Origin of the sequence: Amycolatopsis rhabdoformis, assembly GCF_035918295.1 — a bacterium.
Classification (GTDB): Bacteria; Actinomycetota; Actinomycetes; order Mycobacteriales; family Pseudonocardiaceae; genus Amycolatopsis; species Amycolatopsis rhabdoformis.
In genome coordinates this window covers 1,146,190-1,171,156 of the sequence record NZ_CP142149.1, presented here as the reverse complement: position 1 = coordinate 1,171,156, position 24,967 = coordinate 1,146,190, and the positions used below count along the sequence as shown (strand labels likewise).

Below are 24,967 nucleotides of genomic sequence, written 5' to 3'. Positions count from 1 at the left end.
ATGGGGACGGGGAGTCAGGTCAGCCGTGCCGCGACCGCTTCGGCGACGGCCACCGGGCCGCCCGCTGCCGAACCGTCGGGAAGGAGGCGGATGTCGCCGGCGTCGAGCGCACCGGCGACGGCCGCGCGCACGAGGTCACCCTCGGCGGCGTGGTGCAGGTGGTCGAGCATCATCGCGGCGGCGAGGATCTGGCCGATCGGGTTGGCCAGTCCCCGGCCCGCGATCGACGGGGCGCTGCCGTGGATGGGCTCGAAGTACGCGCCGGCGTCGCCGATGTTGCCGGAGCCGCACAGCGAGATGCCGCCGACGGTCGCGCCGCCGAGGTCGCTGAGCACGTCGCCGAGGAAGTTCTCCATCACCAGCACGTCGAAGTCGCCGGGCCGCAGCACCAGCGCCTGCGCGGCGGCATCGGCGTAGAGCACCTCGGTCTCGATGTCCGGGAAGCCGGCGGCGACCTCGAAGAAGATCTCGCGGAACAACGCGTGGCTGCGCAGCACGTTGCTCTTGTCCACACAGGTCACGCGGTGCTTGCCGTCGCTCGGCGCACCGTCGCGGGCGGCCGCGAGCTCGAACGCGCGACGGCAGATCCGCAGCGTGCCCTCGCGGGTGGCCATGAGCGTGTCCGAGACGGCCCAGCGGTTGCCGACTCCCTTGCCGCGCGAGGCGTAGAGGCCTTCGGTGTTCTCGCGGACGATCACGTAGTCGATGCCGCCGGCTTTCACCCCGCCGAGCGCGGAGGTGACACCGGGCAGCAGAAGCGCCGGGCGGACGTTCGCGTACGCGTCGAGCCCGATCCGCAGGATGCCACCGAGCAGGCCGGCCTCGGTGCCGTCGGGGAAGCGCACGTCGGGCAGCCCGACCGGGCCCTTCAGCGTCGCCGCGACGCCGGTGCGCAGGTACTCCAGGTTCTCGGGTGAGCAGGCCACGCCGGTGCGCCGATACGTGTCGGCGCCTGCGTCGACGTCGGTGTAGCGAAGCTCGAACGCGCCCCGGGCGGTGACCGCGCCGAGCACGGTGAGCGCGGCGTCCACCAGCTCGGGGCCGATCCCGTCCCCTCGGATGACGGCGATGTCGTGAACCTGCACTGGCGCTCCACCTCGAAAATCAATACAATCAACATTGAGAGTCAATATTGACGAGAACGACGAGACCGTAGGCCTGCCCGGAAACTGTTGTCAACCCGCTGTTTCTGATCCGTGACCAGCTTCGGTGGTCACTAGACTCGCCGCGAATCGTCGGTGCGGCGAACGGTCGAACCCGAGTCGCGCCGCCGGGAATCAGCCCCACGGAATCAGCTCAGAGGATCGCCTGAACAGGAGGAGTCGCCAGTCGTGAGCACGGACACGGAGGTGCTGTCGATCGCCGAGGCGGCCGACCTCCTCGGGGTCAAGCCGAGCACGGTGTACGCCTACATCAGCCGCGGCCTGCTGAACCGCCGCCGGCTGCCCCGCGACCGGCGCAGCTGGCTCTCGCGCAGCGAGGTCGAGGGGTTCGGGCAGCGCAAGGGCACGCGCACGCTGCTGCACGACGACGAGCCCGGCGTGTCCTCCGACACCAGCCAGGTCGCGCGCCTCGACGGCGACGCGCTGCTCTACCGCGAACACGACGCCGTCGGGCTCGCGCGCACGGCGTCGTACGAAGAGGTGGCCGAGCTGCTGTGGGAGCAGCCCGGCGTGCCACCCGCGCGGGAGCTCGAACCGGACCTGGTCGCGGCCATCCACCGGCTGCAGGACACCATGCCGGCCTCGAGCCTGCCGCTCGACCGGCTCAAGGTCACCGCGACCCTGCTCGGCGCGCGCGACTCGTTCCGCTACGACCTGTCCGTGCCCTCGGTGCTCTCGGCCGCGCGCACGATGGCGCCGGCGTTCGTGGAGTCGCTGCCGCAGCCGGGCGCCGCCGGCGAACGCGGCCGGCCCATCGCCGAGCGGCTGTGGAGCCGGCTCACCGCGGAACCCGAGACACCGGAACGGATCGCGGTGCTCTCGGCCGCGCTGGTGCTGCTCGCCGACCACGGCCTCGGTCCGTCGACGCGCGCGGTGCGCGAGGCCGCGGCCAAGGCGGCGGACCCGTACTCGGCCGTGCTCGCGGGCATGAGTGTCGCGAGTGGACTGTTGCTGGGCGGCGGTTCGTCGCTGGCGGTGCAGGCGTGGCTGGGCGACATCGCCTCACCCGACTCGGTTTCCCGCGTGCTCGAACAGCGGCTGCTGCGCGGCGACCGGCTGTCCGGCTTCGGGCAGCCGCGCTACCGCAGCGTCGATCCGCGCGCCTCGGAGCTGCTGCGCCTGCTCGCCGACGCGCCCGCCGACCCCGAACGGCTGGCCATCGTGGAGGCGGCGATCGACCTGGTGCGCCGCCGGCGCGGCCTCGAGCCGAACGTCGAGTTCGCGCTGGGCGCCTTGTGTTTCGTCCACGGCATGGCCGAGGGCGCCGGGGAGGCGGTGTTCGTGATCGCCCGCACGGCGGGGTGGATCGCGCACTCTCTGGAGACCTACACCGTCCGGTGAGGACAGTCAGCGGCCGGCGAGCCGGTGCCGTCGGTGGGCCGCCATCCGCACCGGCGCGTTGGCCGCTCCGTAACCCGCGTAGCCGTCGATGCGCTGCACGACTTCGAAGAACACCCGCCCGCCGAGGATCTCGGTGAAGAAGTGCAGCAGCGTGCCGTGTTCGTCACGGTCGTAGAGGATCGAGTGGGCGCGCAGGGCGTCGAGCAGGTCCGGCGGCGGCGCCAAGCGGGCGTCGAGGTCGTCGTAGTAGTTGCCGGGGATCGGCAGGAGCGGGGCGCCGAGCGCCCGCATCGCGCGAGCGCTGGCCAGGGCGTCGTCAGTGGCGAACGCGATGTGCTGCGGCTCGCGCACACCCGGGGCCCAGTCGCCGCGCCGCAGCAGGGCCGAGTCCAGCGCGATGCGCACCTCGCCGCCGGTGACCGTGCGGCTGCGCACCAGCCCGAACGGCGCGGCGAACTCCGTGACCGGCTCCGGTTCGAGACCGAGCACCGCGCGGTAGAAGAGCGCGGCCTCGTCGAAGTGGTCGAAGGGCTGGGTCAGCGACACGTGGTCGACGCCGGTCAGACCGGCTCCGTCCACTACCTGCCCCGGTTTCCCTGACACTGCTTTCCCTGACGCTGCTTTCCCTGACACCGGGGCGAAATCGTCGAGCCAGCTGTCGCCGGGGCCGGTGCGGCAGAAGAACACCGAAGTGCCGTCGGGCGCGGCCACGGCGGACAGGTCGGCCTCCCCCGCGCTGTGCGTGCGCGGCAGCACCGGTGCGAGCAGCCGCTGCGCCCGATCCGCCGACGCCACCGGGTCCGCGCTCTCCACCGCCAGCGCGACCACGGACGCGCTTTCCTCGACCCCGGCGGAGTTGACCAGGATGCGCGCGGCACCTTGCTGCCACAGCGCCACGGGTTTCGTCCGGTGCTGTCCCACGTGCGTGAAGCCGAGCCCGGCCAGCGCGGGCGAAACCTCGGGGCCGGCCGTGGCGATCTCCGTGAACGCGTGCCCGCGCAGCGCCGGCGCGACCGGCAGCTCCGTCGTGCCCAGGGATTCCTCCAGCGCCAGCAGGGATCGCATCGCGTCGACGGCGGCCGGGCCGGGGTCGGCCTGGCGGAACACGTCGTTGAACACCTCCAGCGACAGGGGCCCGGAGTAGCCGGCGGCGAGCACGTGGCCGGTGAAGGCCGTGAGGTCGAACGCGCCCTGCCCCGGGAACAGCCGGTGGTGGCGGCTCCACTGCAGCACGTCCATCTCCAGGCGCGGCGCGTCGGCCAGCTGCAGGAAGAAGAGCTTCTCTCCTGGGATCGTGCGGATCGCGGCGGGATCGCTGCCGCGGGACAGGATGTGGAAGCTGTCGAGGCACAGGCCGAGCGCGGGGTGCGCGGCCCGGCGCACGATCCGCCACGAGTGCTCGTAGGTGTTCACGAACCGGCCCCACGCCAGCGCTTCGTACGCGATGCGCAGCCCGTGCGCGGCCGCGCGGTCGGCCAAGGTGTGCAGCTGCTCGGCCGCGAGATCGTCGTCGTCCACCGCGTCCGGGGACACGGTGGAGCACACCAGCATCGTGTCGGCGCCGAGCTGCTCCATCACGGCGAACTTGTGCTCGGCGCGGCGCAGGTTGGCCGCGAGCACCGCCGGTGGCACGGCTTCGAAGTCGCGGAACGGCTGGTAGAGATCCACCGTGAGGCCGAGGTCCACGCAGTGCTCGCGCACCTGCTTCGGCGACCACGGTGAGGCGAGCAGATCGTTTTCGAAGATCTCGACGCCGGCGAACCCGGCCGCCGCCGCGGCGGTCAGCTTGTCCTCCAGCGTGCCGGACAGGCAGACGGTGGCGATCGCCCGGCGCGTGCCGGCTCGCTCGTCAGTCGACGACATGAACGGGTGTCCTTTCCCCGGAAGCGGTGAGCCGAGCGAAGTGCCGCCGCATGCGGTCGGTGTCCGGCACGGCACCGGTGAACAGCGCCAGCGCCTCGGCGGCCTGGAACACGGCCATGCGCCCGCCGTCGAGCACCCGGCAGCCGCGGGCGCGGGCCACGCGCACGAGCTCGGTCTCCAGCGGCCGGTACACGACCTCCGCGACCCACAGCCGCGGGTGCAGCAGCGCGGCCGGCAGCGGCAGGCCCGGGTGCGCGGCCATGCCGACCGGCGTCGCGTGGACCAGACCGTCGGCGTCGGCCAGCGCGGTCGCCACCGACCCCCCGGCCGAAGCCCGACCCTCGCCGAACCGGGCCGTCAGCGCCGAAGCCAGTGCCTCGGCCCGCGGGTGGTCCAGGTCGAGCACGCGGACGTGGCCCGCGCCGAGCGTGAGCAGGCCGTGGGCCACCGCCGCGCCGGCGCCACCCGCGCCCAGGAGCACGACCGAGCCCAGCGGTGCCCCGGGCAGCCCGGCTTCGAACCCGCGCGCGAAGCCGGACCAGTCCGTGTTGTGGCCGGCCGCCGTGCCGCCGGCGAAGACCACGGTGTTCACCGCGGCCAGCGCGGCGGCGTCGGCCGAGAGCTCGTCGAGGTGCGCGAGCACGACCTGCTTGCACGGGTGCGTGATGTTGAGCCCGGCGTACCCCGCGGCGCGCGCGGCCGCCACCACCTCGGCCGCGGCACCCGCGGGCAGGCCCCAGTCGTCGAGGTCGAAGCGACCGTAGGCCAGGCGCACGCCGAGCCGGCCGGCCTCGGCCTCGTGCAGCGGCGGGCTCAGCGACGGGCCGATGCCCGAGCCGACGAGTCCGGCGAGCACCACGCCGGGGCCGGCCCGGAGGGCGTGCTCGCGGACGGCGTCCACGACCGTGGCTGGTGACACGAGGTTCCTTTCGACGTGCGGACAAGAGCTTGCCGGGGCCCGGCGCGGCGCGGGCCTACAGTGGGACCGGACCCAGCAGGAGCGAGAAGGGAAGTCCGTGGCCGCACCGTCGCCGGAAGACGCCGCCGGAAAGGACCGCACGCGCGACGCCGAGCGGACCAAGGCGGAGATCCTCGACGTCGCCGCGCTCGAGTTCGCCGAGAAGGGCTACGACGGCGCCCGGGTGGAGGAGATCGCGGCGAAGACCCGCACCACCAAGCGGATGATCTACTACTACTTCACCAGCAAGGACCAGCTCTTCGTCACCGTGCTGGAGCGCGCCTACACGGTGATCCGGCAGCTCGAGCAGGGTCTCGACGTGGACCACCTCGACCCGGTCGACGCCGTGCGCCAGCTCGCCGAGCTCACCTTCGACCACCACGACTCCCACCCCGGTTTCGTGCGGCTGGTGAGCATCGAGAACATCCACCGCGCCGAGCACATCGCGCGCTCCACCACGCTGTCGACGCTCGCCAACCCCGCGCTCGACGTGCTCACCCGCATCCTGCGGCGCGGCCGCGCGGCCGGCGTGTTCCGCGACGACGCCGACGCGCTCGACGTGCACATGGCGATCAGCGCGTTCTGCGTGTTCCGCGCGGCCAACCGCTACACGTTCAACGCGATCTTCGACCGCGACCTGCTCGACCCGGCCACCCGCGAGCACCACCGGCGCATGGTGGGCGACCTGCTCGTGAGCTACCTGACCGCTCGCTGAGGACCTCACGCGATCCTCGCGATCCGGCCGGTGGCGTCCGTGGGGTAGCGCTCGAGCACGCGCGGGTCGTGGCCGGGCAGGAAGGTGCCGGCCAGCTCGCGGATGCGGTCGAAGGCGCCGTACACGCCCGTCGTGGAGTGCAGCAGCGGCGCGGGGTGGTCGGCCTCGAGGTTCTCGTAGAAGTGGCTGGCGTCCGAGGCGAGCACGATCGGCCCGGCCGCGGTGGCGACGCGCACCACCTGCGTGCCGGCGGTGTGGCCGCCCACGAGGTGCGCGCTGAGGCCGGGCACGACCTCGGTGTCGCCCTCGACCTGGTGCAGCCGGCCGGTCGCTTCGAGCCGGCCCAGCTCGGCTTCGTCGAGCAGCCAGTGTTCCCGCGTGATCCGCCGGGCCCACGGCCCCGTCCAGTAGTCCACTTCGGACTGCTGGACGGTGACCGTGGCCCGCGGGAACGCGCTCGCCCGTCCGGCGTGGTCGTAGTGCAGGTGGGTGAGCACCACGTGGTCCACGGCTTCGGGCGCCACCCCGAACGCCCCGAGCAACCGCACCGGATCGACGTAGTCGAGGCCCGCCACGCCGGCCGCGCGGTCGGGGTGGATCCCGGTGTCCACGAGCACCGTGTGCTCCGGGGAGACGGCCAGCCACACGAAGTACGCCGTGGGGTGCGGTTCAGCCGAATCCTCGCCGTGCCCCAGAAAGTGGTCGCCACGCACGCCTTCGCGGCGGGCGTAACACAGGGCGTGGACCTCGAACGTGCTCACGGGCGGGCGCCGACCTCGTTTCCCTGCGGCGCCGGGGTGTGCTTCAGCCCCAGCTGCGCGGTCGGCACGCGGTAGGTCTCGCGACCGGTGGCCACGGCGATCGCGTTGACCACGCACAAGCCGGCGGTGAAGATCGCGACGCCGAGCCACGCCCCGCGCCCGTCACCGGCGACGGCCGCCGCCACGCTCGGGAGGAACCCGCTGATGGCGAAGCCGATCTGAGTGCCGATCGCGGTGCCCGACAACCGCACGCGGGCCGGGAACATCTCGCCGTAGAACGACGGCCAGATGGCGCTGGTGGCGGTGTAGACGATCCCGAACATGCCGATGCCGAGCACGAAGATCCACACGTAGCTGCCGGCGGCGATCGCGCCGAGGTAACCGAAGATGAGCACGGCGCAGCCGAGCGAGCCGGCGACGAAGATCTTCTTGCGGCCCTTGCGGTCGGAGAGCTTGGCCCACAACGGGATCGAGATCACGGCCGCGACGTTGGCGAGCACCCCGACCCACAGCATCGGCGTTTTGCTCAGCCCCACCGTGTTCACCGCGTAGCTGAGCGCGTAGACGGTGAAGATCGTGCTGACCGAGGCGATGAGCGCGGCCACGATCACGCGCAGCACGTCGGCCCAGTGGTCGCGCAGCAGCACCGCGAGCGGCAGCCGCACCACCTCACCGGCGGCGACCTCCTCGCGGAACACCGGCGTCTCCTCCACGGAGCGGCGGATGAAGTACCCGACCGCGACCATCACCGCGCTCAGCCAGAACGGCACGCGCCAGCCCCACGACAGCAGCGCGTCCTGCGGCAGCGCGGCCACCGGAAGGAACACCGCCGTGGCCACGATCTGCCCGGCCTGCGTGCCGCTGAGGGTGAAGCTCGTGTAGTACGCGCGGCGGTTTTCCGGCGCGTGTTCGAGGCTCATCGAGTTGGCGCTGGCCTGCTCGCCGCCGGCGGAAAGTCCTTGCAGCAGGCGCAAAGCGACCAGCAGCACCGGCGACGCGACGCCCAGCGACGCGTAGCTCGGCAGGCAGCCGACCAGCACGGTGGAGGCGCCCATGAGCAGCAGCGTCGCGATGAGCACGCGTTTGCGGCCGAAGCGGTCGCCGAGGTGCCCGAGCAGCAGCGCGCCCAGCGGCCGCGTCACGTAGCCCACCCCGAACGTCGACAGGGCCAGCAAGGTACCCGCGGCCGGTGAGGACGACGGGAAGAAGATCTTTCCGAAGACCAGCGCGGCCGCCGTGCCGTAGATGAAGAAGTCGTAGTACTCCAGCGCGCTGCCGATCCAGGCGGCGAGCGCCGCTTTCGCGGGCCGGCCCGCGGCCGGCGCCGCTCGATCCGGTCGACCGTTCACGTTCGTCTCCTCTGCGGTGCGCCGTTGCCTCGCCCGACGGCTAATGTACCGTACGGTTAATTAGAGAGAGTGAGGGTCGCGCCCGGAGTTGTCAAGACCGGGTTTCGCGCCGGAGATCCACTCCGGACGGCGGGGCCGCCCCGGCGACGTCCATTGTGGATCAAGAACGCGAAACGGCCGGAAACCCCTGGCGTTCAGGGGTTTCCGGCCGTGGTCGAGCGGTGCTTACGGCTGGAGGTTCTCCACCTCGACCGGCTCGATCGCCTCGCCCGCGGGCAGGTCGAAGCCGAGGATCTGGCTGTAGAAGCTCAGCTCGGCATCCAGCGAGCGGCGGATGTTCTCGGCGCGGCGGAAGCCGTGCTGCTCGCCTTCGAACAGCAGGTAGGCGACCGGGACCTTGCGCGAGCGCAGCGCGTCGACGATCAGCTCCGACTGGTTGGGCGGCACCACCGGGTCGTCCGCGCCCTGCAGCACGAGCAACGGTCGGGTGAAGGCGTCGACGTGGTGGATCGGCGAGCGGTCGAGGTACACCTCGCGCAGCTCGGGGTACGGACCGATCAGGCGGTCGAGGTACCGGCTCTCGAACTTGTGCGTGTCGGCCGCGAGCGCCTGCAGGTCGGCGACGCCGAACAGGTCCGTCCCGGCGGCGAAGGGCGTGTCCGCGCGGGAGAGGGCGGCCAGCACGGTGTAGCCGCCGGCCGAACCGCCGCGGATGAGCAGCTTGCCGCCGTCGACCCGGCCCTCGCTCGCGAGCCAGCGCACGGCCGCGATGCAGTCGGCGACGTCGAGCACGCCCCACGTGCCGTGCAACTGCTCGCGGTAGGCGCGGCCGAACCCGGTGGAGCCCGCGTAGTTCACGTCGACCACGCCGAAGCCGCGGCTGGTCCAGTACTGGATCGCCGCGGACAGCACGGGAACCGCGTGCGACGTCGGTCCACCGTGGACGAACACGAGCACCGGCGGCTTCGAGCCTTCCGGGCCCGCGAAGTCCGGGTTCGCCGGTGGGTAGAACAACGCGTGGGATTCGCGGTCGCCGGACGGGAAGTCGATCGCCTCGGGCGCGGACACGTACTCGGCGCCGATGCCGGTGTCGCGGGGCTCGCGCACGGTGCGCACGGTGCCGCCGGCACTGAGCGCGTACACGCTCGTCTCGGCGGTCGGCGAACCCGCGAGCAGCAGCAGCTCACCGTCCTCGCCCGGGCGCAGTGCGCTGATCGCGGAGAACGGGGTGTCGAGGTCGGTCACCGTGCCGTCGGGCGCGGCGAGCGCGAGGCCGTCGAAGCCGCCGGACCAGCGGGCGAACACCACGCGGTGGTCGGCCAGCACCACGTACCGGCCCGTGCCCAGGCCCCACGCGGGCACGCCGATCTCCGCGTCGAGGCGGACCACGGGCTCGACCGTGGTCGCGCCGGCCGGCAGCCGGTAGAGGTTCCACCAACCGGTGCGATCGGAGAGGAAGTACAGCGTGCCGTCGGCGTGCCAGCGCGGCTCGGACACCGACTCCCCCGGCCCGCCCGCGACCAGCGTTTCGGCGCCGGTGGCCAGGTCGCGCACGCGCAGCTCGGTCGAGTCCCACGGCATGTCCGGGTGGTTCCACGAGACCCACGCGAGCTTGCCCGCGTCGGGCGAGAACCGCGGGCTCGCCACGAAATCCGGGCCGGAGATCAGGACTTCGGGCTCCGCGCCGTCGCTCAGCAGCACGATCTCGTTGCGCACGTCGGCCGCACCACGCCCGCCCTCCGGGTGGTGCTCGCGCACCACGGCCAGGCGGGTGCCGTCGGCCGTGAGGTCGCCGTCGGCGTACCGATCACCACGCGGCACCTCAGGCTCGGGTGTCACGGGCTCGGGCTTTCCACCGGGAGCGAGCCGATACAGCCGCTGGTCGGCCCAGTTGGCGAACCACACGACCCCGTCGCGCACCCACCAGTCGCCGCCGCCGTACTCGTGCACCGACGTGCGCGCGCCGAAACCGTCGGGCAGCAGGTCGGTCGTCGCGCCGTCGGCGGCGCGACGCACCAGCTGCACCCGTCCGCCCTCGCTCGGGCGCGCCTCCGACCACACCACGGCCCGCCCGTCCGCCCGGACGTCGGTGACGCGCGTGGCGCTCTGCGTGATCAGGCTCGCGGTGAACGGCGTGGCCCAGGAACCGAACTCGGAGATCTGCACGGCGCCACGCTAGCCGATCTCCTCCATCGCGGTCGCCGCTTCGCGCCCGTGGCGCCGCATCGCTGCCGGATTGACCACCGACGGCGGCCGGCGCAGGCGCGTGGCCTGCTCGAACGCGTACGCACACCCGACGAGCTCGGGTTCGCTCCACGCCGGGCCGAGCAGCGTCACGCCGAACGGACGGCGGTCGGCCGCGAGGTAGCCGGCGGGCACGCACACCGACGGGTAGCCGGCGCGCGCGCCGATCACGGAGCCGGAGCAGCCGGCGAACAGCAGCGCGGTCAGGTTTTCGGCTGCCAGCACCGCATCCAGGCGGTCCTTGTTCTCGGCGAGGTCGAGGGCGCGGTCGGCGAGGTACCGGCGCGTGTCGGCGCTGTCGGGTGTGAGGTCCTTGGCCTGCGCGGCGAGCGCGCGGGCCTGGCCGAACTTGAGCGTGGCCGCCGCGTTCGCTTCGTTGAACGCCAGCACGTCCGCCAGCGAGCGGCACGGTGCGTCGGCGGGCAAACCGGACAGGTAGGTGTTCAGATCGCGCTTGAACTCGTAGGTGAGCACCGAAGACCCGTTGCCGCTCAGGTCGACCTCGACCGGCACCAGCACGGCGCCGCGGTCGCGCATCGCCTGCGCCGCGGCGTCGAACAGGGCGCGCTCGTCGTCCGGCAGCTCGGCCCGCACCACGCCGATCCGCTTGCCCCGCAGCGCGCCGAGGTCCAGGTCGCCGGTGAAGTCGTGGTCCGCCAACGGGTTCACCGCCGTCGCCGGGTCGCGCGGATCCCGCGCGGCCAGCACGGTGAGCAGCGCCGCCGCGTCGGCGACGGTCCGGGTGAGCGGGCCCGCGGTGTCCTGACTGCTCGCGATCGGCAGCATCCCGGTGCGCGGCACCAGCCCCACCGTCGGCTTGATCCCCACCACCGAGTTCGCGTGCGCCGGGGCGAGGATCGACCCCGAGGTCTCCGACCCGACGCTCAGCACCGCCAGCCCGGCCGCCACCGCGACGGCCGAGCCGGCGCTCGACCCGCGTGGTGTCCGCGACGCGTCGTACGGGTTGAGCACCTGGCCGCCGAGCGAGCTGTACCCGCCCGGCATGTCCTCGGCGAGGAAGTTGGCCAGCTCGGTCAGGTTCGCCTTGCCGAGGATCACCGCGCCCGCCCGCCGCAACGCCGTGACCAGCGGCGCGTCGGCCGCGGGGTACGAGCGGGCGAGAGCGAGGGAACCGGCGGTCGTCGGCAGGCCGAGCACGTCGATGTTGTCCTTGACCAGCACCGGAATGCCGGTCAACGGCCCGCGTTCACCGGCGCGCAGCCGCTCGTCGGCCGCCTCGGCGTCGGCGAGCGCGGCCGGGTTGAGCGCACGCACCGCGTGCAGCGCCGGACCGCGGTCGTCGAGCGCCGCGATGCGGCCCAGGCACGCGCGCACGAGCGCGACCGCGGTCAGCCGCCCGGTGGCGAGCCACCCGGACAGCTGCCGCACGGTCGCGGTCTCGAGGTCGAGACCGTGCTCGTTCACACGGCGTAGGTGTAGTCGGGCACGTCGGTCACGAACATGTACCCGGGCGCGTGCGTGATCGCGAACGGCGGCTTCGACGTCATGATCGCGGCCTGCGGGGTCACGCCGCACGCCCAGAACACCGGGACCTCGCCCTCGCGGATCTCCACGGGGTCACCGAAGTCCGGCTTCGCCAGGTCCTCGATGCCGAGCGCCTCGGGCGCGCCGATGTGCACCGGCGCGCCGTGCACGGCCGGGAACTGGCCGCTGATGCGCACGGCGTCGGCCACCCGGTCGGCGGCGATCGGGCGCATCGACACGACCATCGGCCCGCTCAGGCGCCCGGCCGGGGCGCACTCGCGGTTCGTCTTGTACATCGACACGTTCTGGCCCTTGTCGATGTGGCGCACCTCGATGCCGGCGGCGACCATCGGCGTCTCGAACGTGTAGCTGCAGCCGATGAGGAACGACACGAGGTCGTCGTTCCAGTACTTCGTGATCTCGTCCGGCTCGTCGACCAGCTCGCCGTCGCGCCAGACGCGGTACGCGCCGAGGTCGGTGCGCAGGTCGGCGCCGGGCGCGAGGTCGGTGTGCGGGCTGCCGGTGTCGGTCACGCCGATGATCGGGCACGGCTTGGGGTTGCGCTGGCCGAACAGCAGCGCGTCGTAGGCGTACTCGCGCGGCACGATGATCATGTTGGCCTGCGCGTAGCCGGGCGCCCAGCCGGCGGTCGGCACGCGGAGGCCGCCGCGGAAGGCTTCGCGGGCGCCGGCGGGGGTCGGCGCGGGGGTGACAGTCACGGGAAACTCCTCAGGAGAAGATCGAACCGAGTGAGGTCAGGGATTCCACCGCGGCGTACGCGGTGAACAGCCAGGCGGCGATGCCGATGCCGAGCAGCACCTTCGGGTAGCGGTAGCCGGCGATCAGGTCGCGGCGGCGCAGCGCCACCCACAGGATGATGCCGAGGCCGATGGGCAGCACGAGCCCGTTGATCGCGCCGGCGAACACCAGCATCGACTGCGGGGTCTGGCCCGCGGCGATGAAGATGATCGTGGCGAGGCCGATGAGCACGATCACCGCGCGGTTGAAGTGCGTGCGCACCGGTTTCACGTAGGACTGCAGGAACGTGGCCGTGGTGTAGGAGTTGCCGATCACGCTCGTCATCCCCGCGGCCCAGAACACCAGGCCGAACAGGTGCAGCCCCACCGTGCCGAAGGCGGCGAGGAAGGTCGAGCCCGCGGCGTCGTTCTTGTTCGCCAGGTGCGCGCCGGTGGCGATCACGCCGAAGAAGCCGAGGAACAGCACGATCCGCAGCACGCAGGCCACGAGGATGCCGGTCCACGCGCCGCGGTTGATGCGCTTGAGGTTCGAGACGCCGGTGATCCCCGAGTCGATCAGCCGGTGGGCGCCCGAGTAGGTGATGAAGCCGCCGACCGTGCCGCCGATGAGCGTGAGGATCGGCAGGAACGGCAGCCCCTTCGGATCGACGACGCCCACCGCGGCCTGCCCGACCGGCGGGGCCGTGGCGATCACGAGCGCGATGATGAGCGCGATCTTCACGAAGCCGAGCACCACCATCACGCGGTCGACGGCCGTGAGCACCGAGCGGACCAGGAAGATCCCGATCGTGAGGATGCCGCTGATCGCCGCGCCGATCCGCGGGTCGACGCCGAGCAGGTTGTGCAGGCCGAGGCCGGTGCCGGCGATGTTGCCGATGTTGAACACCACCGCGCCCAGCACCACGAACGCCGTGAGCACCTGGCCGGCGGCCGGGAACACCTTGCTCGCCAGGTCCTGCGCGCGCTGTCCGGAGATGCCGAGGATGCGCCACACGTTGAGCTGCACGGCGACGTCGATGATCATCGACACCACCACCGCACACGCGAAAGAGGCGCCGTAGAGCACGGTGAACGACGCGGTCTGGGTGATGAACCCGGGGCCCGCGGCGCTCATCGCCATCAGCAGCGCCGCGCCGAACAGCGGCGGCACGCGCAGCCTGCCCGGCCGGGCCTGCCGGTCGTCGGTTCTGGTCACGCGGTCCATCCCACTCCTTGGTCATGATTGGCCGGGGTTGCCAAGCAGCTTAAGTTAGACGTCAGACGTCTTACGACCTGTTTCACCATTTGGGAGGTACCCCGTGGCGGACGCCCTGCCTTCGGTCTGGATCCAGGACCTGACCTGGGAAGAAGTGAGCTCGTACCTCGAAGACGAGCGGATCGTGATCGTGCCGATCGGCAGCACCGAGCAGCACGGCCCCGCCGGTGTGCTCGGCGTCGACTCGTACGTGGCCATCACGTTGGCCGAGGACGTGGCCGAGCGCAAGGGCGTGCTGGTCGCGCCGCCGATCTGGTACGGCGACTCGTCGCACCACGGCGCGTTCCCCGGCACCATCACCGTGCGCCCGGACACGCTCACGCTGCTGATCCGCGACGTCGCGCGCAGCCTCGCGCGCCACGGCTTCACCCGGATCATCCTGCTCAACGGCCACAAGGGCTCGAACCTGCCGGCGCTCAACAGCGCCGTGCGCGTGCTGCACGACGAGGAGCTGCCGGAGGTGCTGTTCGCCGTCGCGGACCCGCTGCACCTGGCGCGCTCCGCCTCGCCGACGATCAAGGAGACCAACGAGCACCACGCCGGTGAGCTCGAGCTGTCCCACGTGCACTACCGCTACCCCGGCAAGATCCGCACCGACCGCCTCACCGACGCCTCCGTCGACTTCGACAAGGTCTTCGGCGGCTTCGTCGGCAACGACCTGTTCGGCCCGGCGCCCGACGGCGTCGAGATCATCTGGTCCGGCGACGAGCAGCGCGCGTTCACCCCGACCGGCTCGTTCTCCTCCTCCAAGGGCCTCTCGGAGGACAAGGGCAAGCGCTACCACGACCACATCGTCGGGCGCCTCGGCGAGCTGATCGACTGGCTGCGCACCTACGACGGCCCCATCGGCCACCGCACCGAAGGCTGACCCCGTGGTCACCCGGATCCATCCCGAGCCCGCGCAACCGGCGCTGCCCGCTGACCTGGCGGCGCTCTCGGCCATCACCTCCGACGCCTACCGGCAGGTGAAGGACCGGCTGCGCGAGGTGATCACGCGCCTGGGCGAAGAGGGCCGGCTGCGGCTGCCCTCGGAGGCCGAGCTGTCCACCGCGCTCGGGGTGAGCCGGGCGACGCTGCGGTCGGCGCTGCAGTCGCTGCAGAAAGAAGGCCGCATCCGCCGGCTGCACGGCCACGGCACGTTCATCAACCGCCACGCGCTGGGCCTCGGGGCGAACCTCGCCGAGGCGGGCGCGTTCATGGACCTGCTCACCGAGGCGGGCCACCAGGCGACCGTGAGCACGGCCGACCAGCGCGTGGTGCCACTCGACGCGGACATGGCCGCGTCGCTGGAGATCCCGGCCGGTGAGCAGGCGCTGCGGATCGAGCGCGTGTTCGCCGCTTCGGGCGCGCCGGCGGTGCACAGCGTGGACCACTTCCCGGTGCGGCTGCTCGGCGACGACCCGCGCGCACTCGAGGCCACGCAGTCGACCTTCGAGTTCGTGGAGCGCCACATCGGCCCGCCGGTGTGCTACTCCGTGGCCGAGGTCCGGCCGGTGCTGCCGCCGGCGGAAGTGGCCACCGCGCTGAAGATCCCCGCGACCCAGCCGCTGCTGCGCCTGCGCCACACCCACATCCAGGCGGACGAGCAGCCCGTGGCCGTCACGGTCGTGCACGTGAACGACGAATACCTGCGGTTCTCGGTGATCCGCACCTACCTCGATGAGTGAGAGATGACCACACTGGCCGACCCGGCGCGGCTCGACCGCAAGGCGTGGGGCGTGCTGGCGCTGACCCTGGTGTTCTGGGTCGCCGACGGCTACGACACCTTCGTGCTGCTGATCACCGCGCGGCCGACGCTCACCGAGCTGCTGCCGCACGACCAGCTGCCGCACCTCACGACGTACCAGGGATACCTGGTCGCCATCACGCTCGCGGGCTGGGCGACCGGCGGGATCGTGGGCGGGGTCGTCGGCGACCGGCTGGGCCGCCGCCGCACCATGATCGCGGCGGTCGCCGTCTACAGCGTCTTCACGGCGTGCTCGGCGCTTTCGGGCAACTGGTGGATCTTCGGGCTCACGCGGTTCCTCACCGGGCTCGGGATCGGCGCCGAGTGGGGCGTGGGCACCTCGCTGCTGCAGGAGGTGTGGCCGCAGCGGTGGCGCGCGAAGGGCGCCGGGCTGCTGCAGGCCGGGTTCTCGGTGGGCGGCGTGCTCGTGTCCGGGCTGTGGGTGCTGCTCGGGTCGACGCTCGGGCTGTCGTGGCGCTGGATGTACCTGTTCGGGGTGCTGCCGCTCGTGGTGGTGCTGCTGGTGCGGCGCAGCATTCCCGAATCACCGCGCTGGGCCGCGCAACGGAAGCGAAAAGTCGGCGTCGGCGAGCTGCTGGCGCCGGGGGTGAGACGCAGCTTCCTCGGCGCGATGGCGGTTTCGATCGCGATCACCGGCGGCTGGTGGGCGGTGAGCTCGTTCCTGCCGAGCTTCGTCGGCGGGCTCGTGGACGATCCCAGACGCGTCGCGTTCTACACGGGCTGGGCCGGGGCGCTGTACAACCTCGGCGAGATCGTGGGCTGTGTGCTGTTCGGGTTCCTCGCCGAGAGCTGGGGCCGCAAGTGGTCGATCCAGGTGTACTTCCTGGGTTGTGCCGCGATCGTGCCGATCGTGTTCCTGCTCGTGCACGACGCGGCCACCGCGACGTGGCTGCAGCTCGTCGCCGGGTTCCTCACCGGTGGCGTGTACAGCTGGTACACCGTGCACACGCCGGAGCTGTTCTCCACGTCGATCCGCGCGACGGCGATCAGCGTGGTGTTCAGCGGTTCGCGCTACCTCGCGATGGCCGGTGCCGTGCTGATCGGGCCGCTCGCGTCGGCCGTGGGCGGCTTCGGCCACGCGGCGGCGATCTTCGCGCCGATCTACCTGCTGGGCATGCTCGCTGTGCTGTTCCTGCCCGAGACCAAGGGCAAACCTCTGCCGGACTGAGTTTTTCGTTTCGTGGGAAGGACAACCATGACCGTGAAGGTCGACATCCGGGTGCCGGTGGGCCGCCCGCTGCCCGAACTGACGAAGTTCATCGTGTCGTGCGAGGAGGCCGGCTTCAACGGCGTCGGCGTGCACGACCACCACCACTCGGGCCGCGACGTCTACTCCGCCCTGACGCTGGCCGCCGCGGCGACCTCGAAGCTCGAGCTGTACCCGGCCACCACCAACACGGTGACGCGCCACCCGCTCGTGCTCGCCGCGATCGCGAACTCGCTCGCCGAGATCGCGCCCGGCCGCGTGCTGCTCACGCTCGCGCCGGGTTTCCTCTCCGTGGAGAAGGCGGGCCGGCCGCAGGGACAGCGCGCACAGCTGGCCGAGGCCGTGACGGCGATCCGCCGGCTGGTGGCCGACGAGAAGGCCACTGTGGACGGTCACGAGATCAAGATGAACAACGTGGCCAAGCCCGCGCCGGGCATCTTCGTGCTCGCCGCCGGCCCCAAGATGCTCGAGCTCGCCGGCGAGGTCGCCGACGGTGTGGTGATGCTCGCGGGCCTGCACCCGGACAGCATCGAGGCCGCGCGCTCCCACGTGCGCGCGGGCGCGCAGCGCGCCGGCCGCGCGCCGGAGTCGGTGCAGGAGATCCTGATCGTGCCCACCGCTATCGAGCCGTTCGACACCGCCCGCGAATGGGTGCGGCGCTACTTCCGGCCCGACAAGCCCTTCCTGAACTACCCGAGCGTGGCCAACCTGCGCTGGCTGCGCGCGGCCGGCCTCGACATCCCCGCCGACCACGACCCCACGGCCTTCACCACCGACGAGGCCAAGCGGATCAGCGAGGCGTTCGGCCTGTTCGGCCCGGCGGAGTACTGCGCGGAGCGGCTGCTGCAGGCCAAGGAGGAATCCGGCGTGGAGCACGTGTTCTTCTTCCCGTCGCACACCGCGGAATCCGGCTACGACCTGCCGGAGGCCGATGTCACGGCCTTCAAGAACGTGATCGGCCCCCGGCTGGCCCGGGGTTAGTCGGCCGGGCGGGCGCGTCCGGTCAGGACGCGCCGCCCAGTGCCTCGACCGCCGCGTGGGAGTCGAGGTAGTCGCGCCAGTGCGTCACCTTCCCGTCGGTGATCGTGACGATCGAGACGAAGCGGTTCTGGTACGGCCCGCCCGTGGCGACGAGCCGGCCGTGCACCGTGTACTCCAGCACCACCACCGACTTCTCCTGGTCGTGGTACACGGCGAGGTCGTCGGCGCTTTCGAGCACGATGCCCTCGCCGTACGGGCGGTACAGCTCGGCCAGCGCGGCGCGGCCCTCGACGCGGCGGGGGAAGCCGGGCACGGTGACCACGAACTCGGTGACCACGTCTTCGGCGAGGAGGTCGAAGAAGTGCTCGCCTTCGGCGTGGCCCTTGAGGCCTTCCTGGATCACGGCGAAAAACGGGTCCAGGGCGGCGAAGTCGGTGAGGTTTCCGACGGTCATGGGCTGGTTCCTGTTCTCGGGGTCTCGGACACTGTCGCCCGCGGACGCTAGGCCGTGACCAGGACAGCGACGGTCCTGGTCACGGCTTAGGCTCCCTGATGTGGTGAACGCATCGGCGCGGCTGCTGCGGCTGGCCTCGCTGCTCTCGACCCGGCCGACGTGGACCAACGGCGAGCTCGCCGAACGCCTGGCCGTGACACCGCGCACGGTGCGGCGCGACGTCGCGAAGCTGCGCGAACTCGGCTACGGCATCGAGTCGGACCCCGGTCCGTGGGGCGGCTACCGGCTCGGCCCCGGCACGGCGCTGCCGCCGCTGAGCCTGGACGACGAGGAAGCGCTCGCCGTCGCGGTCGCGCTGCGCGAGGCCGCGCTCAGCGGGGTGCTCGGCAGCGACCACGCGGCGCTGTCCGCATTGCTGAAGCTGCGCCGGCTGCTCCCCCGCCGCGTGGCCGAGCGGCTCGGCGCGTTCGACGAGGCGTTCGTGCACACGCCGCGCTCCTCGGCCGACCCGGTGCCGCCGGCGATCCTGCTGGAGCTGGCCACCGCGTGCCGCCGCGGTGAGCGGCTGCGGCTGTCCTACCGCGACCTGCAGAGCCGCACCACCGTGCGCGACATCGACCCCTACCGCCTGGTGCGCACCGCCCACCGCTGGTACCTCGTCGCCCTCGACTCCGAGCGCGGTCGCTGGCGCACGTTCCGCGTGGATCGCATGACCGACGTCCACCCCACCGGCCGTCCCGCCCGCCTGCCCGACACGCCGGACGCCGCCGCCCTCGTGGCGACCATGCTGACCAGCCACTACCCCGTGTACACGACGCTGCGCCTCGAAGTGCCGCTCGCGGAAGCGGAACGGCTCGTGCCGCCGGGGTCGGGGGTGCACGAAGCGCTGGAGCCGGCCGTCACGCGCGTGAAGATCGGCGGCACCGACGTCGAGTCGCTGGCCCTGCGGCTGGTCCGCATCGGCGCACCGTTCCGCGTCGAGTCACCGGCCGAGGTGCGCGACGCCGTGCGGCGGCTGCTGCGGGAGATGCTCGACGCTACTTCGTGAGCGTCTTCATCAACTCCACCAACCCTTCGGCTCCCGCGACCGCCCGGGCCGTGACCGCGTCGGCGGGGGCGCCGCGTTCGGCCATGGCCGCGGCGAAGAGGTCCATGTCCAGGAGTTCGACCTTGCTGAGGTGCTCCACGTTCTCCGCGGTGATCGCCTCGCCGAGCGCCGAGAGCGTGAAGCTGCCCGCGCTGCCGTTCTTGAGCACGGCGACGAGCGACGCGAGGTCCACCTCCAGCGAGGCCGCCACCGCGAGAACCTCCTCGAGGTTGGCCTGGTTCATCATCATGAGCGTGTTGTTGAACAGCTTCGCGAGCTGACCGCTGCCGACGTCGCCGAGGTGGTGGACGTGGGCGGAAAACGCCTCGAAGACCGGAGTGCAGCGTTCGGCGAGAGCCGCGGGGCCGCCGACCATCGTGGTGAGGGTGCGCGACACGGCGCCGGCGTGGCCACCGCTCACGGGAGCGTCCAGGAAGCCCACGTCGTGCGCCGCGCAGAGGGCGGCCATGCGCGCGGCGGCGCTGGGCACGCCGGTGCCGTGGTTGACCACGACGGTGCCCGGGCGCAGGGCAGCCGCGAGGCCGTCGGTGAGCAGGTCCAGCACGTCCTCGTCCTCGCTCACGCACAGCGCGAGCACGTCGACGGCGGCGGCGAGGCCGGCCACGCTGTCGTGGGCCGTGTGGGCCACGCCGGCCACGGCGTCGAGCGACGCGGGGCGGCGGGCCCAGACGTGCAGCGGGAAACCCGCTTCGGCGATGGCCGTGGCCAGCGGCGCGCCCTGGTCGCCGAGGCCGATGAATCCGATCGAAAGAGTCTTGTCGCCAGTTTCGGAAGCTCGCGGGCCGCCCGGGTACACCGTCGTTCTCCTGGGAGCGCCAGGGCCACTCAGGCGGCCGGCAACCTGGCCCCGCCACTCCCAGGAATACAGGGGCGGTCCCATCCCCCGCCCGCCCGGCGCACCGTGGAGGACGGCAGGAAAACCCCGTACGAAAGGCATCCGACCATGGCCGACAGCGTTCCCGGCGCCACCCTCACCCTCGCCGACGACCTCACCCTCAGCCGCATGGGCTACGGCGCCATGCAGCTGGCCGGGCCCGGCGTCTTCGGGCCGCCGAAGGACCACGACGAGGCGATCGCGGTGCTGCGTGAGGCGGTCGAGCGCGGCGTGACCCACATCGACACCAGCGACTTCTACGGCCCGGTCGTGACCAATGAGCTGATCAAGGAAGCACTCCACCCCTACCCCGCCGGCCTGCACATCGTCACGAAGGTCGGCGCGCGCCGCGGCCCGGACGGCGCGTGGATCCCGTCGCTGGAACCCGAGGACCTCAAGGCCCAGGTGCGCGAGAACCTGCAGCACCTCGGCCTCGACGTGCTCGACGTCGTGAACCTGCGCGTCGGCGCCCACGACGGCCCGGACGACACGCCGCTCGGCGAGGAGTTCGGTGTGCTGGCCGAGCTTCGCGAGCAGGGCCTGATCCGCCACCTGGGGCTCAGCGGTGTGTCCGACGCGCAGCTCACGGAGGCGCAGGCCATCGCGCCCGTGGTCACGGTGCAGAACCTGTACAACCTGGTCACCCGCGACGACGACGCCCTGGTGGCGCGCTGCGCCGCGGAGAACATCGCGTTCGCGTCGTTCTTCCCGCTCGGCGGCTTCAGCCCGCTGCAGTCGGAGACGCTGGCGAAGGTGGCCGCGCGGCTCGACGCGTCGCCGCAGCAGGTGGCGCTGGCGTGGCTGCTGCAGCGCTCCGCCACGACCGTGCTGATCCCCGGCACGTCTTCGCGCGGGCACCTGCGGGAGAACCTCGCGGCGGCCGAGCTGGTGCTGCCGGCCGACGCGGTGGCGGAGCTCGACGCGATCGGCGCCTGAACGTCCACAGTGGACCGAGCCGGCAGGCGTTAGGCTCACCGGCGTGATCACCACGGACGGATACCTGTACCTCGTCGACCGCGCGCTCGACGGGATGGCGGCCACGCTCACCGAACTCGGCGACGAGCTCGTGAACGCGCGCCCGGAAGCGACCGGCACGAACTCGCCGTACGCGATCGTGACGCACTGCCTCGGCGTGATGACGTTCTGGGGTGGCCAGGTCGTCGCCGGCCGGGACGTGGAGCGGGACCGGGAGGCGGAGTTCACGGCCTCCGGCGAGGTAGCGCCGCTGCTGGCCCGGCTCCGCGAAGTCCGCGAGCAGTTCGGCGCCGACGTCGCGGCCAGTGAACCGGCGGCGGCCCCGGCCGGCGAGGTGCCGCCGAAGTACCGCGGCACGCCGATCGGCACGGCGCAGGGCACGGCGCTGCTGCACGTGTACGAGGAGCTGGCCCAGCACCGCGGCCACCTGGATCTCACCCGGGATGTTCTGCTCGGGCGCGTGTAGAGGACGCGTGGGCGGCTCCGTCCTTACAGTGAGCGTGCCGAAGCGCGGCACGCCGGAAGGGCGGAGGAAACCACGATGACGAAGTACATGGTGATCCAGACGTACTCGGGCGGCGAGAGCTGCGACGTGCCGATGACCGAGTGGTCCCCCGAGGACATCCGGGCCCACGTCGCGTTCCAGCAGGCGCTCAACGAGGAGCTCACCGACAAGGGCGAGTTCGTGGACGCGCAGGGGCTGGCCGGGCCGGAGGCGGCGAAGAAGGTGGTGTCCGGCGGCGCGGGCGGGACCGTGGTCACCGACGGGCCGTTCGCCGAGGCGAAGGAGCTGATCGCGGGCTACCGGATCATCGACGTCGACTCGGAGGAGCGCGCGCTCGAGATCGCGGCGCGGCTTTCGGCGGCGCCCGGTGTCGGCGGCACGCCGATCCGGCAGCCGATCGAGGTCCGCCAGGTGATGAGCGCGCCGGCGTGACGGCGCCCGACGAGGACCTGCTGCGCACGCTCGCGCCGCAGGTCCTCGGCGTGCTGGCGCGGCGCTCCGGCGATTTCGGCGCGGCCGAGGACGCCGTGCAGGAGGCGCTGCTCGCCGCCGCGCAGCACTGGCCGGTCGACGGCGTGCCGGACAACCCGCGCGGGTGGCTGATCCAGGCCGCCGCGCGGCGGCTCACCGACCGCTTCCGCAGCGACGAGGCTCGCGCCCGCCGTGAGCTGGCGGTGTTCGCCGAGCCCGCCGGCGGGCAGGTGCCGGACCAGGACGACACGCTCACCCTGCTGTTCCTGTGCTGCCACCCCGCGCTCACGACGGCGTCGGCCATCGCGCTCACGCTGCGGGCCGTCGGCGGCCTCACCACGGCCGAGATCGCGGGCGCGTTCCTCGTGCCCGAGGCCACGATGGCGCAGCGGATCAGCCGGGCGAAGGGGAAGATCAAGGCTTCCGGCGAGCCGTTCCGGCTCCCGGCGGCCGCCGAGCGCGCGGCCCGGCTGAAATCCGTGCTGCACGTGCTCTACCTCATGTTCAACGAGGGCTACACGAGCAGCACCGGCGACAGCCTGCACCGCACCGAGCTCTCCGGCGAGGCGATCCGGCTCGCCCGGCTGCTGCACGCGGTGCTGCCCGAAGACGGCGAGGTTACGGGCCTGCTGGCGCTCATGCTGCTCAGCGACGCGCGGCGGCCCGCCCGCACCCGGCCCGACGGTGAGCTCGTGCCGCTGGAAGACCAGGACCGCTCCCGGTGGGACCGCGCGCTGATCCGGGAGGGCGTGCCGCTCGCCACCGCGGCGCTTTCGGCCGGGCCCGCCGGCGAGTACGCGCTGCAAGCGGCGATCGCGGCCGCCCACGACATCGCGCTGCGCGCCGAGGACACCGATTGGCGCAGCATCCTGGCGCTCTACGAGCGGCTGGAGCAACTCGGCGACAACCCGATGGTCACGCTCAACCGCGTGGTCGCCGTCGCCGTGGTCCACGGCCCGGCCGCAGGTCTGGACCTGCTCGCGACCCTCGACGAGCGCCTCGCCGGCCACCACCGCCTCGACGCCGTGCGCGCTCACCTGCTGGAACGCGCGGGCGCACCGGAGGCCGCGATCCGCGCTTACGAGGCCGCCGCCGCCCGCACCACCAGCCTGCCGGAACGCCACTACCTCACGGTTCGCGCCGCGCGACTCCGGCCGCCGCGATCCTGACCGTCCTCTTCGGACAGTACGATCCGGTTCCACACTTCGTTCTCACCCCGTGGACCAGTAGGATCAGCGGCGATCCTCACTGAAACGCGGAGCGGACCATGACGACCACCGGTGACCGGCGGACGGGGTACGACGTCACGAGCGTGCCCCCCGAGACGGTGCTCGCCGCCCTCCGAGCGGCCGTGCCGCCCTCGCCGACCGCGGGCGTCGTGTGGTGGATCTACGCCGGTCAGGGCCCCGGCCTGCCCCACCTCGTCGCGGGCCTCCGCGGCGACCGCGGCGCCCTGGTGTGGCGCGAGAACGGCTCCCTGCACCTGCCCACCGACGGCGCCGGGTCGGCTCCCGCGGACTACTTCAGCCTGCAAGGCGGCCATTTTCCCCAGCCGGCCGGGAGTGATGTTCCGGCGGAACTGGTGCTGCGCGCGGTGCAGGAGTTCGCGGAGACGCGGGTTCGGCCGGAGTGCGTGGCCTGGAAGGTGAGCTAGACCCGGAGCACGGCAGCGCCGGCCGTGGACAGGCACCGGCCGAATCGGCGCTCGGTGCCGCGCTTGCAAGGTGCAGAAGCCAGGCTCGGGCTTCGCGCGCTTTCGCGAAAGCCCGAGCCCGGCCGGTGTGACCAGGAGGCGGGGTCAGGCCCGAGCCGTCGTCACGTCGAGGTGCATCAGCTTCACCACGGCGAGGTTGGCGACGAACAGCGCCGGCAGCAACAGCCCGAGCGTCCGCAGGCCGGAGAACCACAGGCCCGCGCCGGCACCGCCGACGACGACCACCACGGTGAGCGCGTAGAGCACCGGCGTGCGCAAGCCGGCGGTCGGCGCGGCGAAGAGCGCCCACAGCCCGATCCCCACGGCCGGTGCGCCCAGGCCGAGCAGCAGTTTGCCCGCGGTCGACTCCCCGGTGTGGAAGCCCCAGTACCCCAGCGCGACGATCGCGGCCAGCTCCAGGAAGAACGCCAGACCCAGGTTGCCCCAGCGCCACACGGTTTCGATCATGGTCGGCCTCCTCGAAAGTGAGAGCAGTGCTCTCTGATATGAGCAGTGTTCACCCGGCGGACCGAACTTGTCAAGAACACTGCTCTCGGATCACGAGCGAGCGGATGCGGCAAAACAGATACACCCGGACCATCCACAGAAATCGCCACCACTGTCCTTTGAGGACGCCGACCCAGAACTCCGGTACGCCGACAGCACCGACCCTGACGGCCCCGCGCATCCCCGAAACCAGCCGCAAGGGGCCGAAAGCCACCCTCGGTGGTAGTTCCGGGCAACGGTCACGATGGGTAGCACTCGAATGGCGCAGCGGGCGAAGATCGTGTCCTTCGTTCGGCGGCGTCGCTCTACCCTGGGTCTCAGTAACCTGATCCGCCATGAACGACCGAAGGACCGGGATCCGCACGGTCCAGATGGCGGGCCTGGGCATCGTCGCCGGGTTGGGGTTTCTGGTGACGAGCCTGTGGTGGTCGGCCGCGACGTGGTGGACGTGGCTCGGCGGCAGTCTGCTCGTGGGCATGCTGACGTGGATCTTCGTGTTCGAGCTGCTCAGGCTGGGGCGGAGAAACGACGACTGAGCACAAGAAAAGGGGCC

25 protein-coding genes are annotated in these 24,967 nt (G+C 72.1%); 13 read left to right on the top strand and 12 right to left on the bottom strand.

The window, feature by feature from the left end; all coding sequences use genetic code 11:
- Positions 1-14: 14 nt before the first annotated feature.
- Positions 15-1,085, bottom strand: a complete 1,071-nt coding sequence (locus VSH64_RS05410) for an isocitrate/isopropylmalate dehydrogenase family protein (protein WP_326834353.1) — start codon at positions 1,083-1,085, stop codon at positions 15-17.
- A 246-nt stretch (positions 1,086-1,331) separates the two neighbouring features.
- On the opposite strand from VSH64_RS05410, the gene VSH64_RS05405 reads away from it, so the two are divergent.
- Positions 1,332-2,504: a citrate/2-methylcitrate synthase gene (locus VSH64_RS05405; protein ID WP_326834352.1), complete on the top strand. Its 1,173-nt coding sequence runs from the start codon at positions 1,332-1,334 to the stop codon at positions 2,502-2,504.
- 6 nt (positions 2,505-2,510) lie between these two features.
- Here the strand turns inward: VSH64_RS05405 and VSH64_RS05400 are convergent, their stop codons facing one another.
- Both VSH64_RS05400 and VSH64_RS05395 read right to left on the bottom strand, forming a co-directional pair.
- Entirely contained in the window at positions 2,511-4,367 is a 1,857-nt protein-coding gene (locus VSH64_RS05400) for a bifunctional sugar phosphate isomerase/epimerase/4-hydroxyphenylpyruvate dioxygenase family protein (protein WP_326834351.1), read from the bottom strand.
- Positions 4,354-5,226, bottom strand: coding sequence for a shikimate dehydrogenase (locus tag VSH64_RS05395; RefSeq protein ID WP_326837911.1), 873 nt, complete (start codon positions 5,224-5,226; stop codon positions 4,354-4,356). The genes VSH64_RS05400 and VSH64_RS05395 overlap by 14 nt, the downstream gene beginning before the upstream one ends.
- Positions 5,227-5,383: 157 nt before the next feature.
- Here VSH64_RS05395 and VSH64_RS05390 point away from each other — a divergent pair, with 157 nt between their 5' ends.
- Positions 5,384-6,040, top strand: a complete 657-nt coding sequence (locus tag VSH64_RS05390; RefSeq protein ID WP_326834350.1) for a TetR/AcrR family transcriptional regulator — start codon at positions 5,384-5,386, stop codon at positions 6,038-6,040.
- Between the two features lie 5 nt (positions 6,041-6,045).
- Here VSH64_RS05390 and VSH64_RS05385 read toward each other — a convergent pair whose 3' ends face one another.
- The 6 genes from VSH64_RS05385 to VSH64_RS05360 all read right to left on the bottom strand — a co-directional run bounded on the left by VSH64_RS05385 (position 6,046) and on the right by VSH64_RS05360 (position 13,841).
- The gene (locus tag VSH64_RS05385; RefSeq protein WP_326834349.1) at positions 6,046-6,801 is read right to left on the bottom strand and encodes an N-acyl homoserine lactonase family protein; all 756 of its coding nucleotides are present in this window, start codon (positions 6,799-6,801) and stop codon (positions 6,046-6,048) included.
- Positions 6,798-8,150 carry an MFS transporter gene (locus tag VSH64_RS05380; RefSeq protein ID WP_326834348.1) on the bottom strand — a complete coding sequence of 451 codons (1,353 nt, stop codon included), beginning with the start codon at positions 8,148-8,150 and terminating at the stop codon, positions 6,798-6,800. The genes VSH64_RS05385 and VSH64_RS05380 overlap by 4 nt, the downstream gene beginning before the upstream one ends.
- A gap of 225 nt (positions 8,151-8,375) precedes the next feature.
- Entirely contained in the window at positions 8,376-10,316 is a 1,941-nt protein-coding gene (locus VSH64_RS05375; RefSeq protein ID WP_326834347.1) for a S9 family peptidase, read from the bottom strand.
- Positions 10,317-10,325: 9 nt separating this feature from the next.
- Positions 10,326-11,819: an amidase family protein gene (locus VSH64_RS05370; RefSeq protein ID WP_326834346.1), complete on the bottom strand. Its 1,494-nt coding sequence runs from the start codon at positions 11,817-11,819 to the stop codon at positions 10,326-10,328.
- Positions 11,816-12,598, bottom strand: a complete 783-nt coding sequence (locus tag VSH64_RS05365; protein ID WP_326834345.1) for a putative hydro-lyase — start codon at positions 12,596-12,598, stop codon at positions 11,816-11,818. Before VSH64_RS05365 ends, VSH64_RS05370 begins: the two co-directional genes overlap by 4 nt.
- Positions 12,599-12,608: 10 nt before the next feature.
- Positions 12,609-13,841, bottom strand: coding sequence for an NRAMP family divalent metal transporter (locus tag VSH64_RS05360; RefSeq protein WP_407655633.1), 1,233 nt, complete (start codon positions 13,839-13,841; stop codon positions 12,609-12,611).
- Between the two features lie 94 nt (positions 13,842-13,935).
- Here VSH64_RS05360 and VSH64_RS05355 point away from each other — a divergent pair, with 94 nt between their 5' ends.
- From VSH64_RS05355 to VSH64_RS05340, 4 genes are read left to right on the top strand one after another with little or no spacing between them, the layout of a single operon-like run.
- A complete protein-coding gene (locus VSH64_RS05355) occupies positions 13,936-14,760 on the top strand; it encodes a creatininase family protein (protein WP_326834343.1) in 825 nt (274 codons plus the stop codon).
- 4 nt (positions 14,761-14,764) lie between these two features.
- A complete protein-coding gene (locus VSH64_RS05350) occupies positions 14,765-15,559 on the top strand; it encodes a GntR family transcriptional regulator (protein WP_326834342.1) in 795 nt (264 codons plus the stop codon).
- 3 nt (positions 15,560-15,562) lie between these two features.
- Positions 15,563-16,807, top strand: coding sequence for an MFS transporter (locus tag VSH64_RS05345; protein ID WP_326834341.1), 1,245 nt, complete (start codon positions 15,563-15,565; stop codon positions 16,805-16,807).
- 27 nt (positions 16,808-16,834) lie between these two features.
- Positions 16,835-17,827 carry an LLM class flavin-dependent oxidoreductase gene (locus tag VSH64_RS05340; protein WP_326834340.1) on the top strand — a complete coding sequence of 331 codons (993 nt, stop codon included), beginning with the start codon at positions 16,835-16,837 and terminating at the stop codon, positions 17,825-17,827.
- Between the two features lie 22 nt (positions 17,828-17,849).
- Here the strand turns inward: VSH64_RS05340 and VSH64_RS05335 are convergent, their stop codons facing one another.
- A complete protein-coding gene (locus VSH64_RS05335; RefSeq protein ID WP_326834339.1) occupies positions 17,850-18,281 on the bottom strand; it encodes a nuclear transport factor 2 family protein in 432 nt (143 codons plus the stop codon).
- 100 nt (positions 18,282-18,381) lie between these two features.
- On the opposite strand from VSH64_RS05335, the gene VSH64_RS05330 reads away from it, so the two are divergent.
- Entirely contained in the window at positions 18,382-19,329 is a 948-nt protein-coding gene (locus VSH64_RS05330; RefSeq protein ID WP_326834338.1) for a helix-turn-helix transcriptional regulator, read from the top strand.
- Here the strand turns inward: VSH64_RS05330 and VSH64_RS05325 are convergent.
- On the bottom strand, positions 19,319-20,185 hold the full coding sequence (locus VSH64_RS05325; RefSeq protein WP_326834337.1) for an NAD(P)-dependent oxidoreductase: 867 nt from the start codon (positions 20,183-20,185) through the stop codon (positions 19,319-19,321). The two genes, VSH64_RS05330 and VSH64_RS05325, sit on opposite strands and share 11 nt — an antisense overlap.
- Positions 20,186-20,332: 147 nt before the next feature.
- On the opposite strand from VSH64_RS05325, the gene VSH64_RS05320 reads away from it, so the two are divergent.
- From VSH64_RS05320 to VSH64_RS05300, 5 genes are all read left to right on the top strand, one after another.
- On the top strand, positions 20,333-21,199 hold the full coding sequence (locus VSH64_RS05320) for an oxidoreductase (RefSeq protein WP_326834336.1): 867 nt from the start codon (positions 20,333-20,335) through the stop codon (positions 21,197-21,199).
- Positions 21,200-21,242: 43 nt separating this feature from the next.
- Positions 21,243-21,704 carry a mycothiol transferase gene (locus tag VSH64_RS05315; RefSeq protein ID WP_326834335.1) on the top strand — a complete coding sequence of 154 codons (462 nt, stop codon included), beginning with the start codon at positions 21,243-21,245 and terminating at the stop codon, positions 21,702-21,704.
- A 75-nt stretch (positions 21,705-21,779) separates the two neighbouring features.
- Positions 21,780-22,175, top strand: coding sequence for a YciI family protein (locus VSH64_RS05310; protein ID WP_326834334.1), 396 nt, complete (start codon positions 21,780-21,782; stop codon positions 22,173-22,175).
- The gene (locus tag VSH64_RS05305) at positions 22,172-23,383 is read left to right on the top strand and encodes an RNA polymerase sigma factor (protein WP_326834333.1); all 1,212 of its coding nucleotides are present in this window, start codon (positions 22,172-22,174) and stop codon (positions 23,381-23,383) included. The genes VSH64_RS05310 and VSH64_RS05305 overlap by 4 nt, the downstream gene beginning before the upstream one ends.
- 98 nt (positions 23,384-23,481) lie before the next feature.
- Positions 23,482-23,868: an Imm1 family immunity protein gene (locus VSH64_RS05300; protein WP_326834332.1), complete on the top strand. Its 387-nt coding sequence runs from the start codon at positions 23,482-23,484 to the stop codon at positions 23,866-23,868.
- 144 nt (positions 23,869-24,012) lie between these two features.
- Here VSH64_RS05300 and VSH64_RS05295 read toward each other — a convergent pair whose 3' ends face one another.
- Positions 24,013-24,375, bottom strand: a complete 363-nt coding sequence (locus VSH64_RS05295; protein WP_326834331.1) for a YrdB family protein — start codon at positions 24,373-24,375, stop codon at positions 24,013-24,015.
- A gap of 374 nt (positions 24,376-24,749) precedes the next feature.
- Here VSH64_RS05295 and VSH64_RS05290 point away from each other — a divergent pair, with 374 nt between their 5' ends.
- A complete protein-coding gene (locus VSH64_RS05290; protein ID WP_326834330.1) occupies positions 24,750-24,950 on the top strand; it encodes a hypothetical protein in 201 nt (66 codons plus the stop codon).
- Positions 24,951-24,967 lie beyond the last annotated feature (17 nt).